Below are 15120 nucleotides of genomic sequence, written 5' to 3' on the forward strand. Positions count from 1 at the left end.
AGAGCCTGCCACTGTGGCAGGCTCTGTCGTTTTCGGGGTCACCGGGGCGGGTTACTGCGCCGGGATTTCGGGCTCCACCAGGGCGGCTAGCTGGGCCAGCGACTCCTGCCAGCCGAGGTAGCACATCTCCACCGGGATGACCTCGGGGATCCCCTCCTGCACGATGGCGAGTTCGGTGCCGCACACCACCCCGGTCAGGATCACGGTCACGTGCATCACTCCCGGCAGGTTGGGATCGTCGAACCGGTCGGTGTAGCGGATGCGCTTGCCCGGTTCGAGCTCCAGGTATTCGCCGCCAAAGGCGTGGCTGTTGCCGTTGCCAAAATGGGTGAACGCCATCCGGAAGTGGCCGCCGACCTGGGCCTCCAGCTGCTCCACCCGGCAGGTGAAGCCATAGGGCGGCAGCCACTTGGCCAGCGCATCGGCTTCGATAAAGGCGCGGTAGATCCGCATCGGCGGAGCCTTGAGCACCCGGTGCAGCCGCACTGTTCCTGTCCTCATCTCTCTGTTCCTCGTTGCCTTGGGTCCATCAAGGATAGTCGGTTGCGTCCGTTTGCCGACGGCTGGCCGGCTGCGGGCCCTAGAAAGGGCCGTTGCGCTCGCGCAGCTGGTCGGGCAGGCCGTCGTGATCCCCCAGCTCGCGCTCGGGCACCGCATCCCAGTGCCGCGCACCGATGAAGCGGTTGCGCTCGGGGTGCACGGCGTAGTGGATGTGGTTGTCCGCCCGATCGGTGTCGCCCACGCAGAGCAGTCGCACCGGCTGATCGGTATTGTTGATGAAGGTGTGGGCCAGCCCGTCGCCCGCCTTGAAGCCGACCGAGTCGCCGGGCTGCAGCCGATGCAGCACGCCATCGAGCCAGACGTCCGGGGTGCCTTCCAGCACGTGGACGAACTCGTCCTCGGTCTCCTCGGCGTGGGGCCAGCTGGTGCGCCGGCCGGGCGGCAGCAGCTCGTGGTGAATGCCGAGGCGGGCAAAGCCGTAGTGCCTGCCGAGGGCGCTGCCCAGGGAGAGCGGCTCCTCGCTGCCGGAGTAGCGGCCGGGCTCGGGCTCCTGCAGTTCGCGCCAGTGCTTGATGCTGGGGTGACGGTTCATGACGGCTCCTTGTCGAATGAAAGGGGAAACAGGCGGCCCCGTGCTGGGCGCACGGGGCCGGAGGTGGGCGCTTTGCGCCCGGGAGGCGGCGAGCCGGACTAGCGGCCCAGGTTGTCGGCCAGTTGCTTGGCGCGGCCGGCGGCCCACTGGTCGATCATCTTCTCCATCTCGCTGGCGGTGATGGGGCTGTCCTTGTGGGTGGTGTCCGGGCTCTCGCGCGCATCCATCACCCGCACCAGCAGCTTGCCGTTCTGGGAGTCGAGCAGCTGGGCCATGCTGCCCACCTTGAGCAGATAGGGCTCCTTGCCGATCACCTCGCGGGTGACGTTGATGGCGATCTTGGCGGGCAGCAGATCCCGCAGCTTGGGATCGGGCCGGGTCAGGTCGAAGTTGGTGATGGCGGCCTGCACCCGCATCACGCCGGGGCCGGGGGCGCTGGCAATCTTGACGCCGTGGCTCATCAGCTCGCGCTGGAAGGTGGCGTGGTAGTAGCGGCCGATTTCGTTCTGTTCGTTGGCGGTCAGCAGGTACCACTGGCCGTTCTCCTGGCGGATGAACTGCAAGGGATCGAGCAGCACCTGATGGTACTGGCGCAGATCCACGCCGGGCTCCTTGTAGATGCGCTGGTTGGGGTTGCTTTCGCTCTGCTGGAAGGCGGTCAGCGGAATCGCCTGCAGGCTGTGGGAGACCTGGTTCTTCACCGCGCAGCCACCCAGCAGAATGGCCACCATGCCCGCGATTACGGCTCTTTTCATCTTTTGCTCCTGATTGCGGTGCTTGCCCGACCCTGGCATCCGGTGCGCAGGGTATTGCAAGAGAAATAACCGATTCAAAGAGCGCCCACAAGCGAAGAGTGCGGCGGCGTTCAGGCGGGATCCAGCCCGCAGGCGGCCGCCACCCGCTGGCCGGGATATGACGCTAATACGATGATTTTGCTTCGGATCGGCAATCATTTGATCAAGGTTGCGGATATTGGCGCCGTTCGCTCATATAATCGCCGCCATGAAACTGATTCGGAAGGATTCGATGACCAGCCTGATGGCGGCCCTGTGCGGGCTGCTGCTCTCCTGCCTGGCCTGGGCGGCACCCACCCCCTTCGTCACCACGCCCCCTGACAGCACCACCACGGCACCCTCCGCCAGCATGGAGCCGCTGCTCTCCTGGTTTACCGGCGAGTTCTCCAGCCGCGAGCAGGCCAGCTACGACAACCGCTTCACCAGCGCCGAGCTGCGGCTGGTGGAGATCTGGCCCGGCTACAAGGGTTTTCGCTGGGTTTATGCCGAGCAGTTCCTGACCGAACGGGCGGTGCGCCCGTTCCGCCAGCGCATTTACCGCTTCTCGCTGGTGCCCGACGGCCGCATCCTGATGGCCGAGCTGACCATGCCACGGGCCATCGACTTCGCCGGTGCCTGGCGCCAGCCAGAGCTGCTCGACTCCCTCACACCACAGCAGCTCTCTTTGCGTCAGGGCTGCGAGATCTGGCTGACTCGCCAGCCGTCCGGGGAGTACGCCGGCCACAGCAAGGTGGGCAGCTGCTCCACCAATTTTGGCGGCGCCAGCACCCTGGTGCAGTACCTCTGGATCGGTCCCCACAGCGTGAGATTGCTGGACCGGGCCTACGACACCGAGGCCTATCAGCGCTGGGGCAGCCCGGGGGAGGGCTATGTCTATCTGCGCCGGGTGAAACAGCGCGGCGAGTAGGGCTGCGCCCTACAGCTGGTGGCGCTGCTCGCTCAGGTAGTCGATGAGCAGCCGCAGGCGCAGTGGCAGCGGCTCCCTGGCCGGGTAGAGCAGGTTGACCGGGCGCGGGGCAGGCAGGGCATCCGCCAGGATCTCCTGCAGGGTGCCGCGTTCTAGCTCCTCGCTCAGCAGGGCGCGCGGCTGCAGCAGGATGCCGGCATGGTTGAGGGCGGCCACCTTGAGGGCGCTGCCGTGGTTGCTGATGAAGGGGCTGTCCCACAGGTGCAGCTGTTCGAGTGGAAAGGCCTCGGCCAGGCTCGACTGGCCGAGCCAGGGACTGAATCCCAGGCAGTGGTGGCGGGCCAGATCCGCCAGCGTGAGGGGAATGCCGTGGCGTTGCAGGTAGTGCGGGGATGCGCAGAACACCGAATCGGAGCTGGCCAGCGGCCGGGCGATGTAGCCGGCGTCCTTGGGCTGACCGACCCGGAAAATCAAATCAAAGCCGTCACCGATGACGTCCACCAAGCGATCCGACAGGTCCAGCTCGATGCGGATCTGCGGGTAGCGCTCCATGAAGCGGCACAGCAGCGGCGTCAGCCGGTAGCTGCCGAAGGTGACGGGGGCATTGATGCGGATCCGGCCCGCCGCCTGGCCGGTATTGGCCAGGGTGTTCTGCTCCAGCTCCCGGTAGTGTTGCAACAGGTTCTGGCAGCCGGCGAGGTACTCCTGGCCCGCCTCGGTCAGGCTCTGGCAACGGGTATTGCGATTGAGCAGGCGGGAGCCGACCCTGGCCTCCAGCCACTTGATGTACTTGCCGATCATGGCCGGCGTCATTGCGAAACGCTCCGCCACGGCGGCAAAACTGCCCGCGCGGGCAACCTCGACGAAGATCTCGATGGCCGTCAAGCGATCCACTCTAAACTCCTGGTTTATAAAGCCGAGCGCCACTATGTCTGGCTGGCGTCGCGGGTGTCAATATACTGGGCGGCAGCCAATCCACGCTGGAATCTCTCCCGATGACACTCGACTATTACGCCCTCTATCTGCTGCTCGCCATCGGCACCGTGCTGAGCCCGGGGCCCGCCGTGATCTACACCATAGGCAACACCCTGACCCGGGGCACCCGCCACGCCATCGCCGGCTTTTGCGGGGTGGCGGTGGGCATCCTGCTGGTGGCGAGCCTGGCCTCGCTGGCGGTGCTCTGGTTCACCCGCTGGCTGGCCGCGGGCCAGCAGATCCTCACCCTGGGCGGCGCCCTCTACCTGCTCTATCTGGGGCTCAACTCCTGGCGTCAACGGGCGGTGAGCCCGGTGCCGGGGGCCGGGCCGGATCGGGATTGCCGTCGCAGCTTCATCAAGGGGGCGCTCATCAGCCTGCTCAACCCCAAGGCGATCATCTTCTTCACCAGCCTGTTTCCCCAGTTCATCGACTTTCGTCACGGGGCGCTGGGTCAGTGCATGCTGCTGGCGGTCACCTTCAGCGCCGTGGTGCTGGTGGTGCATGGCGGTTACTGTCTGGTGTTCCACTGGGTGGGGGCGCAAGGCTATGGCGAACGCTTCGCCAGGGGGATCAACCGGCTGTCGGCGGTGATGTTCACCGGCTTCGCCCTGTTGCTGCTGTTCAAGGGGCTGAGGTAGAGAAGAATGGGGGCTGGTGGGCAGCGTGGGAGCTGCCCACCAGCTTGGAAGGGAAATCGTGACGGGATGGCGTGTAACCGCGCCATCCCGTTGTTTTATCAGAGCTTGAACAGCGGGCGCAGGCGGATGCCGATCAGGCTGCCGGCGAGGGCCATCAACATCCAGACCCAGCCGTGCAGGCTGCCGGAGGCGGTGCCGTCGAAGAAGCCGCCGAGGTTGCAGGCGCTGTACATGGCGCCCATCCCCATCAGCAGGCCGCCGATGATGGAGGCCAGACTGTTGCCGAGCCGCATCGGGGCGAAGGTGCCGCCACCGCTGATGCAGCGCGCCAGCATGGCCCCCAGAATGCCAAGCCAGAACATGCCGACCATGGGGTTGATGAACAGCGGCTGGGCCAGCTTGGGGTTCCCCTCGAACAGGCCGAACAGGGAGGCACCGCGCAGCGCCATGTCATAGACGGCGCCGGTGATGGTCCAGGCCGAACCGTGCAGGGCGACCACGGACGAGTTGAGCAGAGCTATGATGATGCCGCCTGTCAGCACGGTGAAGCGGCCGTCGCGCCAGAACAGGTTGCCGCCGCTGAAGAGGGGCTTGAGCTCGCCGGTGCGCTTGAGTTCGCTGTTGCGAAACAGCAGGAACAGCGCGGCGACCAGCGCCAGGTTGAGCAGCATGCCGCTCCAGATATTGCCGGTCAGGTCTTTTGCCAGTACCACATGGCTTGAGAAGGTGGCCTCCAGTTCGGGGCGGAACTGGTTGCTGATCAGGGTGCCGATGCCGTAGCAGAGCAGCACCAGCCAGAAGCGGGGTTGCCCCTCGCCGCAGCAGTAAAGGGTGCCGGTGGCGCAGACGCCCGCCAGCTGCATGCCGATGCCGAACAGGAAGGCGCCGACGATGAAGGGAATGCCGATGGCCATCACGTTGCCCACCATGGCATCGCCAAACAGGGCGTGGCTAAAGGAGAGGAAGCAGGTGAACAGCAGAATTTCGATGGCGATGGTGAGCAGGTGAACCCGCACGTAGTAGCTGTTGCGCTTGGTCAGCATCTCGCGCCAACCGAACACGATGCCGAAGCGGCTGAAGGAGAGGGTGAAGCCGAAGCCGAATCCGATCAGGGCCATCAGAGCCCATTTCATACCAAAGGTGTTGCCGAGCCAGAGTAACGCTCCCCCCGCGATTGCCACGATGGGGAGCGACCATTTTCGATTCATGCTGTTGTTTCCTGTGCGTCATGGATGGAAGCCGTGCATCCTATTCCCACATTGAGTCCGATTCCAGCCCGGATCGGGTGGATGGCCGGAAAATCCGGGCAAAACCCCATCCAGATCAATTCATGATGGCAGGGGAAGCGAAATGAGGATGAATCCGTTTTCGTGCGGGAAATAATGTAGCGGCAGCTCCTTGCTGGAATTAAATGGCAAAAGATGAATTTATATTTTGCGCCGCCAAATATTTCTGGGTAGAATCTTGGCGTGTTATCAACAGATGGAAGGATATTATGGAAAGCGACAGTTGTAGCCGATTGCACAGCGCGATGTGGGCTAATCAGAACTGAGGTTGATATCCCTTCTTCTTCCTCACTCTGATCGCTCAGAGTGTGGCATCTAGCGAGTCATCCCGACTCTTGCAACCCAGTCCCGCCGGGATCTGCGTTGCTCCCCGGATTGTTCCACTCCCTCTGCGAGCCATGCCGCCTCGCGCCCCAGCAATTGCACGCCTTGCCACGCACGCCCTTTGTCATGGGCCCGGGGCTGCCCGTTGCGCCCGTTCACCGGATCTTTGGCGAACAGGGACAAACAGGCCGGCGTGAAATAACAGGATGGACAGCTCGTATTGAAAACAATGTGGTTTTCGATAGGCTGTGTTGCGAATTTAAATAATGAAGGTCTCTTCTTTATATATTTGGAAATATGCGCTGGCTATTTCTCAATATATTCATGGGGTGTGGTTGATTGCTCATGTGACCGGACCATGAACCCTCCTCATTATTATTCGGCCATCATGCCGTTATTGTTGCCTGTGGTTATCCTGATCTCCTTTATCGGTCCTGGTCGCCCCGTTGCGGCCCTTGCCTCCTGTCGATAACGCCGCCGCGCGGATCTGTCCGCCGGCGATGACCTGCCGTGCCCTCGATATGCCGGGGCCGGCTTGCTGCCGCTCAACTCGGAGGAACCGTCATGACCGAAGAGCCCAAACCTAGACCCTCGGGGTCCACGCCTACCCACTCCTGATCCCCTGCGGGGAACGGGATGCGGTGTCCTGACCCCTGATCTGACCCGAGCATGCCGGTGTGGTCGCGCAGACTGCTGTCTGCGGGCCGCCCAGTGTGCGGCGGCAGTCTGCCCGCTGCCGGGTCCATTGCATTTCACATCAGTACTGACGCCAGGCCCGGCCCGCGACAGGGCCCGCTTGCGCGTAGAAATCAGGATAACGAGTAATGAAACAACAACATACCGCCAGCCGGCACAAGCAGCAGGGCTTTGTTGCCCCGACCAGTGTCAGGGAGAAGCTCTCCTCCCGGGTGCTCGACGAGGCCGACAAGTCCCTCGAGTACACCCTCACCGCCGTGCGCGGCAACATCGACGGCCTCACCGCGACCGAGGCCGCCAACCGCCTGATCCAGTTTGGTCCCAACGAGGTGACCCACGACAAGCCGCCCCATGCGCTGATCCAGCTGCTGCAGGCGTTCAAGAACCCCTTCGTGATGGTGCTGATCGTGCTCGGGCTGGTCAGTTACGTGATGGATGTGCTGATGGCCGAGCCGGGCGACGAGGACTGGGTCAAGGTGATCATCCTCGGCGTCATGGTGGGCCTGAGCGGTCTGCTGCGCTTCTGGCAGGAGTACCGCTCCGCCAAGGCGGCCGAAGCGCTCAAGTCGCTGGTACGCAACACCGCTACCGTGCAGCGCCGCCCCTCGCCCGGGGTCGCCCCCCAGCGCAAGGAGGTGGCGATGACCGAGCTGGTGGCCGGTGACATAGTGCACCTGCAGGCGGGGGACATGATCCCGGCCGACATCAAGCTGATCGAGTCCCGCGATCTCTTCATCAGCCAGGCGGTGCTGACCGGCGAAGCGCTGCCGGTGGAGAAGTACGACACCCTGGGCGCCGTGGCCGGCAAGTCGGCGGACGGCACAGGTGCAGGGGAGGCGGGACTGCTCGATCTGCCCAACATCTGCTTCATGGGCACCAACGTGGTGAGCGGTACCGCCCGCGCCGTGGTGGTGGCTACCGGCAGCGATACCTATTTCGGTTCGCTGGCCCGCAATGTGGTGAGCCACAAGCGCATCGAGACCAGCTTCGATCGCGGCGTGAACAGCGTCACCAAGCTGCTTATTCGCTTCATGCTGGTGATGGTGCCCATCGTCTTCATGCTGAGCGGGGTCAGCAGTGGTGACTGGATGTCGGCGCTCACCTTCGCGCTGGCGGTGGCGGTGGGGCTCACCCCCGAGATGCTGCCGATGATCGTCTCCGCCAACCTGGCGCGCGGCGCGGTGGCGATGGCCAAACGCAAGGTGGTGGTGAAGCGGCTCAACTCGGTGCAGAACTTCGGCGCCATGGACGTGCTCTGCACCGACAAGACCGGCACCCTGACCCAGGACAAGATCATCCTCGAGCACCACTACGATGTGCGTGGCAAGCGGGACGACCGGATCCTGCAGCTGGCCTGGCTCAACAGCTTTCATCAGAGCGGCATGAAGAACCTGATGGACATCGCGGTGGTCGAGCACGCCGATGCGTTGGGGGAGAGCTGCAAGCCGGCCAACTACCGCAAGGTGGACGAGCTGCCGTTCGACTTCGTGCGCCGGCGCCTGTCGGTGATTGTGCAGGATGATCTGGGCCAGCAGCTGATGGTCTCCAAGGGGGCGGTGGAAGAGATGCTGGCCGTCTCCAGCCAGATCGCCGATGGCCAGGAGGTGCGGGAGCTGACCGACGCGGATCGCCGTGCCCTGCTGCGCCAGAGCGAGGAGTTCAACGCCGAGGGCTATCGGGTGTTGATCGTGGCGACCCGCGAGATCCCGGCAGGCGAGCGCAAGCAGAGCTATCGCACCAGCGACGAGATCAAGCTGGTGGTGCGCGGCTTCCTCACCTTCTTCGATCCGCCCAAGGACTCGGCCGCCCCGGCCATCCGCGCCCTCAATGAGTACGGCGTGGCGGTCAAGGTGCTGACCGGCGACAACCCCATCATCACCAGCAAGGTGTGCCGCGATGTGGGGCTGGAGCCCGGCGTGCCGCTGCTTGGCAAGGATATCGAGGTGATGGACGACGTGGCGCTGTGCACCGTGGTCAAGCACACCACCATCTTCGCCAAGCTCACCCCGCTGCAGAAGTCGCGGGTGGTGAAGGCGCTGCAGGCCAACGGCAACACGGTGGGTTTCCTCGGCGACGGCATCAACGATGCGCCGGCGCTGCGGGATGCGGACGTGGGGATCTCGGTGGACAGCGGTGCCGACATCGCCAAGGAGACCGCCGACATCATCCTGCTGGAGAAGAGCCTGATGGTGCTGGAAGAGGGGGTGATCAAGGGGCGCGAGACCTTTGGCAATATCCTCAAGTACCTCAACATGACCGCCAGCTCCAACTTTGGCAACGTCTTCTCGGTGCTGGTGGCCTCCGCCTGGCTGCCCTGGGCACCCATGCTGGCGATGCAGATGCTGATCCAGAACCTGGTGTACGACGTCTCCCAGATGCTGCTGCCGTGGGACAAGATGGACCCCGAGTTCCTCAAGCGGCCGCGCAAGTGGGAGGCGAGCAACATCAAGCGCTTCATGCTGTGGCTCGGCCCTACCTCGTCGGTGTTCGACATCAGCACCTACTGCCTGATGTGGTTCGTGTTCGGCGCCGGCGCCCTCTATGCCACCGCCAACGGCAGCATGGATCCGCTGGTCAACGGTCAGGCCATCATGAACTCCGGCTGGTTCATCGAGGGGCTGGTGTCGCAGACCCTGGTGGTGCACATGCTGCGTACCCGCAAGATCCCGTTCCTGCAGAGTACCGCCACCCTGCCGGTGCTGCTCTCCACCTCGATCGCCATTGCCATCGGCTGCTACCTGCCGTTCTCGCCGCTGGCCGAGCACTTCGGCTTCATCACCCTGGATGGGCCCAAGTACTTCATGTGGCTGGTGATCACCATGCTGGCCTACATGGGGCTGACCCAGACCGTCAAGAGCATCTACATCAAGCGCCACGGCCAGTGGTTCTGATGAAGGGCTGGTGAGAGGGCTGGTTATCCGGCCAGGAACTATGAACGCAAAGAGGGATGGCCTGGGCCATCCCTCTTTTTCATGGCAGGAACACTGGGGTCAGTGCAGGACCAGGGCATAGGCCTCGCCGGCCATGCCGGTCAGGATGGAGAGGCTGACGGCGCCAAACAGCAGGCCGGTGACCAGATTGAGCGGACGCTGCACGCGGCCGAGCAGGCGCTGGGCCCGCACGGTGGAGAGGCTCCAGGCCAGCACGCCGAACCAGACCAGGGAGAGCAGGAACAGCTCCAGCACCAGCAGGCCACGGGTCAGGCCGTCCACCTGCGGCGTCACCATGGCGGCCAGCAGCCCCATGAAGAACAGCAGTGCCTTGGGGTTGAGCAGGTTGGTGGCAATGCCGCGCTGCACCCCCTTGCGCCAGCCCTGCGCCTCGCCGCCGGCGAGCAGGGCGAGCTCGGCCGAGCTGTGCCAGGCCGCCTTGAGCGCTCCCCAGCCGAGCCAGCCCAGATAGAGGGCGCCGACCACCTTCACCGTCATGAACAGCCAGGGGTGTTCGGCAATCAGCAGGCTGATGCCGGTGAGGCTGAGGGTGGCATGCACCAGGATGGCGAGCGCGATGCCGAGCGCAGCCCCGAGGGCGGTGGGCCTGTGCAGGCTGGTGCGCAGGATCAGCGCAAAATCCGGGCCCGGGCTCGCCAGGGCGATGAGATGGATGAGACCTATGGTCAGAAACAGGCTGGTGAACATGGAAACCTCTGCGGCAGTATCGAGTTCACAGCATGGCGGATTGCGGGGTCGCCGGATTGTAAAAGATTGCAGCTTGGGGTTAGTCGGCGCGCCCGCTGGCGGCCAGCATCTGCTGGCGAAAATCGGCAGGGGTGAGGCCGAACGCCTGGCGAAAGCCGTGGTGGAAGTGGCTCTGATCGAAGAAGCCGACCGCCAGTGCCACCTCGCTCACCGGCAGGCCGCTGCCGAGCAGGCGCTTGCTCTGTTCGAGCCGCAGTCGCTTGAGCCATGCATAGGGGGTCATGCCGGTCTTCTTCTTGAACTGGCGCAAAAAGGCGAAGCGATCCAGTCCGAACAGGGCGGCCAGATCCTCCAGACTGTGGCGTTCATCCAGCCGGGCCAGCAGATGGTCGCGCAGATACCTGAGCTGGGGGTCGGCCAGGGCGTGGCGCTCCGGTGCTAGGTGCAGCAGCTCGCCGAGCAGGGCCAGCAGCTCGCTCTCCGCCAGCAGGCCGTCGGGGCTGGGGTTGTCCAGGTACATGTGCAGCCGGGCAAAGCCCTGATAGAGGTCGGGGCGGCGCTGCAGCCCCTGGTCGAAGAAGGGTTCCGGGCTGTCCGGCAGCCAGCGGGCCAGCTGCTCGGGGGCGATGGCGAACACCCGCACCTCGTACCCTTCCGGCAGCAGGCTGAGGCCGTCGTGCATCTCGTCCGGATTGACGGTGGAAAGCTCGCCGCGCACCAGGTGGTGGCTGCTGCCCTTGTGGATGAATTTCTGGCCGCCCTGCTGCACCAGACCTATGTGGTAGTCCAGGTGTACATGGCGGCCATAGCTGAACTCCCTGTGGTGGGAGTGGGAGAGTTCAACCCCCGGCAGCAGCCGGGATTGCCAGTAGTGGATGCGGGATTGGGGTGCGCTCATCGACTATTGATAACCTGAAACCCGAACGCGGGCTTGTAGATTATTGCAGCGCTGCGCCCCCTTGCCGTCAAGCCTGCTCCGCTGCCTGCCGGCGCTTGCCGCTGCGCAGACCGTCCAGACTGAACAGCACCAGCGCGCTCCAGATAAAGGCGAAGGTGATCATCTTGTCCAGCGCCAGCGCCTCGCCATAGAGGGTGACCGCCAGGATGAACATCAGGCTCGGCCCTATGTACTGGAAGAAGCCCAGGGTGGAGAGCTTGAGCCGGGTGGCGGCGGCGGTGAAGCAGAGCAGGGGAGCCGTGGTGACGGCACCGGCGGCGATCAGCAGCAGGTTGAGGTGCCAGTCATTCTGGGTGAGATGGCTGGTGGGGCTGTCGGCAAAGCCCCACAGATAGATGGCGGCCGGCGGCAGCATGATCAGGGTCTCGATCAAGAGGCCGGTCAGCGCATCGAGGGCCAGCTTCTTGCGGATCAGGCCGTAGATGGCGAAGCTCGAGGCCAGCACCAGGGCGATCCAGGGCAGGGAGCCGAAGGCAATAATCTGGATCGCGACACCGATCGCCGCCAGCCCGACCGCCCACCACTGCAACCGGCGCAGCTTCTCGCTCAGGAACAGCATGCCGAGCAGCACGTTGAACAGCGGGTTGATGTAGTAACCGAGGCTGGCATCCAGCATGTGGCCGTTGTTGATGGCCCAGATGAACAGCAGCCAGTTGCCGCCGACCGTGATGGAGGTAAAGGCCAGGGTGAGCAGCACTTTCGGCTGGCGCAGCACCGCCTGTACCTTGTGCCACTGGCGGCCGAGCAGGGTCAGCACCATCAACAGGGCGCACGACCAGATCATCCGGTGGGTCAGGATTTCGGCGGCCGGCACGGCGGCAATGGTCTTGAAGTAGATGGGGGCCAACCCCCAAAGGGTATAGGCGCACAAGGCGTAGATGACGCCCTGGCGCTGAACGTGTTGCTGCATGCGGATAACCTTCACTGGAGAGTTGGATGCGGGAAAACATCGCAAAAAATCAGTGTAGCGATCCTTTTGCGGGGAAAGAAGTTAATAAATGATGATCAGCGGATTTTAACGGCGTACTGCCCGGCTCAGCGGCCACCGCCACGGCGGATCTTGTCTACATCCAGCAGCAGCCACAGCATGAGCGCGATGGCGGAGATCCACGGACCCCAGGTCACGTAGGCCTCGCCGTGTCCCAGCATGTAGAACAGCAGCGGCAGTCCTATCACCAGAAACAGTACACTTCCCAGAAAAAATAACATTTTTATCTTTATATTTAAGGGCTTGTCTATTTGATGATTATATCGATTGAGGCTGGCGATGAAAGGGCAAAAATGAAAAAGGGGGATTTCTCCCCCCAATTCGCAGATAAGCGTCATTTCTGATGCTATTCGAGCTGGATCCAGGTGCTTTTCAGCTCGGTGTACTTTTCCAGTGCATGCAGTGACTTGTCGCGACCGTTGCCGGACTGCTTGAAGCCGCCGAACGGCATGGTCATGTCGCCGCCATCCCAGTTGTTGACGAACACGGTGCCGGCGCGCAGGGCGCGGGAACCTTTCACCGCCTTGTTGAGATCCGCCGTCCAGATCGCGGCGGCCAGGCCATAGTCGGTGTCGTTGCCGAGCGCAATGGCCTCTTCCAGCGTGTCGAAGCCGGTTACCGCCAGCACGGGGCCGAAGATCTCCTCGCGGAAGATGCGCATCTCGGGGGTCACCTCGTCGAAGATGGTGGGCTCGATGTAGAAGCCGCCGCTCTCGGTATTGGTGCGCCTGCCCCCCAGCAGCAGCTTGGCGCCTTCCTGCTGGCCGATGGCGATGTAGTTGAGCACCTGCTCCATCTGGATGTGGTCCACCATGGCGCCGATGCGGGTGGCAGGGTCGAGCGGGTTGGCCGAGATCCATTCGCGGGCATGGGCCAGCAGCCGGTCCATGAACTGCGGCTTGATGCTGTTTTGCACCAGCAGGCGGGAGGCGGCGGTACACACCTCACCCTGGTTGTAGAAGATGGCGCCGGCCGCGCTTTTGGCTGCGGCGTCCAGGTCCGGCGCATCCGCCAGTATGATGTTGGGGCTCTTGCCGCCGCACTCCATAAAGGCGCGCTTGAGGTTGGACTTGCCGGAGCACTGCACCAGATGCTTGCCGATCCTGGTGGAGCCGGTGAAGGTGATGCAGTCCACATCCATGTGCATGGCCAGCGCCTCACCCACGGTATGGCCGAAGCCCGGCAGCACGTTGAACACGCCGTCGGGGATGCCGGCCTCCTTGGCCAGACCCGCGATGCGCAGAGCGGTGAGCGGGGATTTCTCGGAGGGTTTCAGGATCACCGAGTTGCCGGTGGCGAGCGCCGGCCCCAGTTTCCAGCAGGCCATCACCAGCGGGAAGTTCCACGGCACGATGGCGGCGACCACTCCGAGCGGCTCGCGGGTCACCAGCGCCAGGGCGGACTCCTCGACCGGCGCGACCTGATCGTAAATCTTGTCGATGGCTTCGGCGTTCCAGGCGATGCAGTTGGCGGCGGCGGGGGCGTCATAGCCCATGGCGTCGCCGATGGGCTTGCCCATGTCGAGCGACTCCAGCAGCGCCAGCTCCACCTTGTTGAGTCGCATCAGTTCGGCGAAGCGCTGCAGGATCTGTTTGCGCTGCTTGGGCGGCAGACCGCTCCAGCGCTTGTCGTCGAAGGCGGCGCGGGCAGCCTGCACCGCCAGTTCGGCATCGGCGGCGTCGCAGGCGGCGACCTTGGTCAGCAGCTTGCCGTTGGCCGGGTTGATGCAGTCGAAGGTGGCGCCGTTGATGGCGTCCCGGTAGCTGCCATCGATGAAGGCTTGCGAGGGCAGGGTCAGGTGGGAGGCCTTGTGTTGCCACTGGGCCAGGGTCAGGTCACTCATGTTCACTCCTTGAACCGGCAAAAAGTCAGTTTCCGCGTATCAATATGCTAAACATCCTGCCGCTTGTAAATCCATCTTGTAACAATTCGTTAAACACTTTGCTGGTTTGGCCTCATCCGGAATCCGTCCCGGTGAGGCTATCCGGCGGGGCAAACCGTACCGCAAGCGCGGGCCGTCGGCGCCTGCCAAACCGGAGGCCGGTGCGAAGAGGTTGGTCGCTGTGCCGGGTCCGCCAAGGGGCGGGATCTCCCCTCTCATGGCTTAGAAGCTGGCGGGGGTGTTGGCCGAGATCAGCACGCATTCGTGCTCATCCACATTGCGGAAACGGTGCGGGGTGCGGCTGTCGAAGTAGTAGCCGTCCCCCGGCGTCAGCAGGTAGACCTGCTCGCCGACGGTGACCTCCACCTGACCCTGGATGACGATGCCGCACTCTTCGCCTTCGTGGCTCAGCATGTCGTCGCCGGTGTCGGCGCCTGGTGGCAGTATCTCCTGCATCATGCCGATGGCACGGTTGGCGCGGCTGTGGCCCACCAGGCGGTAGCTGATGGGGTGGGTGCCAAGATCCGGCATGTCGGCGGCGCGGAAGATCACCTCGGAGTCCATCTCCGTCTCATCGGTGAAGAAGGTGGCCAGCGACATGGGAATGCCTTCCAGCACCTTGCGCAGGGAGGCGACCGAGGGGCTCACCTGATTTTTCTCGATCTGGGAGATAAAGCCGTTGGTCACACCGGAGCGTTTCGCCAGCTCGCGCTGGGAGAGGGCCGCCTTGGTGCGAACCGCCTTGAGGCGGTGACCGATATCCATCGATAGACACTCCTTGACTGTTTACTATTATTAAATTTGTGTTAAATATCTTATACCACCCCGCTCAGAGCAGCTAGCCGGGTGATACCATATGGGGCAAGTTTGAGCCCTTTTTTAAGATTTCAGGTGTTTAATTTAATAGGCATTGGCCGATAGTTACTAAACACCTTAAG

Annotated in this window: 14 protein-coding genes; 3 read left to right on the plus strand and 11 right to left on the minus strand. The window is 63.5% G+C overall.

Annotated elements, in window-relative coordinates; translation table 11 throughout:
* Positions 1–51: 51 nt before the first annotated feature.
* From QLG02_RS20170 to QLG02_RS20180, 3 genes are all read right to left on the minus strand, one after another.
* The gene (locus tag QLG02_RS20170) at positions 52–501 is read right to left on the minus strand and encodes an SRPBCC family protein (protein WP_011704236.1); all 450 of its coding nucleotides are present in this window, start codon (positions 499–501) and stop codon (positions 52–54) included.
* A 79-nt stretch (positions 502–580) separates the two neighbouring features.
* On the minus strand, positions 581–1093 hold the full coding sequence (locus QLG02_RS20175) for a cupin domain-containing protein (protein WP_017410560.1): 513 nt from the start codon (positions 1091–1093) through the stop codon (positions 581–583).
* 98 nt (positions 1094–1191) lie between these two features.
* Complete coding sequence (locus QLG02_RS20180; protein ID WP_024944646.1) at positions 1192–1848, minus strand: DUF3313 domain-containing protein; 657 nt, start codon at positions 1846–1848, stop codon at positions 1192–1194.
* A gap of 271 nt (positions 1849–2119) precedes the next feature.
* On the opposite strand from QLG02_RS20180, the gene QLG02_RS20185 reads away from it, so the two are divergent.
* Positions 2120–2794 carry a chromophore lyase CpcT/CpeT gene (locus QLG02_RS20185; protein WP_201887367.1) on the plus strand — a complete coding sequence of 225 codons (675 nt, stop codon included), beginning with the start codon at positions 2120–2122 and terminating at the stop codon, positions 2792–2794.
* 9 nt (positions 2795–2803) lie between these two features.
* Here QLG02_RS20185 and QLG02_RS20190 read toward each other — a convergent pair whose 3' ends face one another.
* Positions 2804–3688 carry a LysR family transcriptional regulator gene (locus QLG02_RS20190; protein ID WP_242796687.1) on the minus strand — a complete coding sequence of 295 codons (885 nt, stop codon included), beginning with the start codon at positions 3686–3688 and terminating at the stop codon, positions 2804–2806.
* A 101-nt stretch (positions 3689–3789) separates the two neighbouring features.
* Between QLG02_RS20190 and QLG02_RS20195 the strand changes: the two genes are divergently transcribed.
* Positions 3790–4410: a LysE family translocator gene (locus QLG02_RS20195; RefSeq protein ID WP_016349058.1), complete on the plus strand. Its 621-nt coding sequence runs from the start codon at positions 3790–3792 to the stop codon at positions 4408–4410.
* Positions 4411–4508: 98 nt separating this feature from the next.
* On the opposite strand, the gene QLG02_RS20200 is transcribed toward QLG02_RS20195, so the two are convergent.
* The gene (locus tag QLG02_RS20200; protein WP_282465995.1) at positions 4509–5618 is read right to left on the minus strand and encodes a YeeE/YedE thiosulfate transporter family protein; all 1110 of its coding nucleotides are present in this window, start codon (positions 5616–5618) and stop codon (positions 4509–4511) included.
* A 1226-nt stretch (positions 5619–6844) separates the two neighbouring features.
* Between QLG02_RS20200 and mgtA the strand changes: the two genes are divergently transcribed.
* Entirely contained in the window at positions 6845–9607 is a 2763-nt protein-coding gene (gene mgtA, locus QLG02_RS20205; protein WP_282465996.1) for a magnesium-translocating P-type ATPase, read from the plus strand.
* A gap of 99 nt (positions 9608–9706) precedes the next feature.
* Here mgtA and QLG02_RS20210 read toward each other — a convergent pair whose 3' ends face one another.
* The 6 genes from QLG02_RS20210 to QLG02_RS20235 all read right to left on the minus strand — a co-directional run bounded on the left by QLG02_RS20210 (position 9707) and on the right by QLG02_RS20235 (position 14947).
* Complete coding sequence (locus QLG02_RS20210) at positions 9707–10354, minus strand: LysE family transporter (RefSeq protein WP_282465997.1); 648 nt, start codon at positions 10352–10354, stop codon at positions 9707–9709.
* A 79-nt stretch (positions 10355–10433) separates the two neighbouring features.
* Positions 10434–11252, minus strand: a complete 819-nt coding sequence (locus tag QLG02_RS20215) for an AraC family transcriptional regulator (RefSeq protein WP_041217253.1) — start codon at positions 11250–11252, stop codon at positions 10434–10436.
* A 67-nt stretch (positions 11253–11319) separates the two neighbouring features.
* Positions 11320–12222, minus strand: coding sequence for an EamA family transporter RarD (rarD, locus tag QLG02_RS20220; protein ID WP_011704249.1), 903 nt, complete (start codon positions 12220–12222; stop codon positions 11320–11322).
* A 125-nt stretch (positions 12223–12347) separates the two neighbouring features.
* Entirely contained in the window at positions 12348–12521 is a 174-nt protein-coding gene (locus tag QLG02_RS20225; protein WP_016349064.1) for a hypothetical protein, read from the minus strand.
* Between the two features lie 125 nt (positions 12522–12646).
* Positions 12647–14143, minus strand: a complete 1497-nt coding sequence (locus QLG02_RS20230) for an aldehyde dehydrogenase (protein ID WP_282465998.1) — start codon at positions 14141–14143, stop codon at positions 12647–12649.
* 261 nt (positions 14144–14404) lie between these two features.
* Positions 14405–14947 (minus strand): cupin domain-containing protein, encoded by a 543-nt coding sequence (locus QLG02_RS20235; protein WP_011704252.1) that lies wholly within the window; start codon positions 14945–14947, stop codon positions 14405–14407.
* Positions 14948–15120: the final 173 nt, after the last annotated feature.

This window comes from Aeromonas sp. V90_14 (genome assembly GCF_029967615.1).
GTDB classification, from domain to species: Bacteria; Pseudomonadota; Gammaproteobacteria; order Enterobacterales; family Aeromonadaceae; genus Aeromonas; species Aeromonas hydrophila.

Excerpts from the sequence above, each read along its gene's own strand:
- QLG02_RS20170 (WP_011704236.1), bottom strand. The coding sequence starts at position 501 with ATGAGGACAGGAACAGTGCGGCTGCACCGGGTGCTCAAGGCTCCGCCG.
- QLG02_RS20175 (WP_017410560.1), bottom strand. The coding sequence starts at position 1,093 with ATGAACCGTCACCCCAGCATCAAGCACTGGCGCGAACTGCAGGAGCCC.
- QLG02_RS20180 (WP_024944646.1), bottom strand. The coding sequence starts at position 1,848 with ATGAAAAGAGCCGTAATCGCGGGCATGGTGGCCATTCTGCTGGGTGGC.
- QLG02_RS20185 (WP_201887367.1), top strand. The coding sequence starts at position 2,120 with ATGACCAGCCTGATGGCGGCCCTGTGCGGGCTGCTGCTCTCCTGCCTG.
- QLG02_RS20195 (WP_016349058.1), top strand. The coding sequence starts at position 3,790 with ATGACACTCGACTATTACGCCCTCTATCTGCTGCTCGCCATCGGCACC.
- QLG02_RS20200 (WP_282465995.1), bottom strand. The coding sequence starts at position 5,618 with ATGAATCGAAAATGGTCGCTCCCCATCGTGGCAATCGCGGGGGGAGCG.
- mgtA (WP_282465996.1), top strand. The coding sequence starts at position 6,845 with ATGAAACAACAACATACCGCCAGCCGGCACAAGCAGCAGGGCTTTGTT.
- QLG02_RS20210 (WP_282465997.1), bottom strand. The coding sequence starts at position 10,354 with ATGTTCACCAGCCTGTTTCTGACCATAGGTCTCATCCATCTCATCGCC.
- QLG02_RS20215 (WP_041217253.1), bottom strand. The coding sequence starts at position 11,252 with ATGAGCGCACCCCAATCCCGCATCCACTACTGGCAATCCCGGCTGCTG.
- rarD (WP_011704249.1), bottom strand. The coding sequence starts at position 12,222 with ATGCAGCAACACGTTCAGCGCCAGGGCGTCATCTACGCCTTGTGCGCC.
- QLG02_RS20225 (WP_016349064.1), bottom strand. The coding sequence starts at position 12,521 with ATGTTATTTTTTCTGGGAAGTGTACTGTTTCTGGTGATAGGACTGCCG.
- QLG02_RS20230 (WP_282465998.1), bottom strand. The coding sequence starts at position 14,143 with ATGAGTGACCTGACCCTGGCCCAGTGGCAACACAAGGCCTCCCACCTG.
- QLG02_RS20235 (WP_011704252.1), bottom strand. The coding sequence starts at position 14,947 with ATGGATATCGGTCACCGCCTCAAGGCGGTTCGCACCAAGGCGGCCCTC.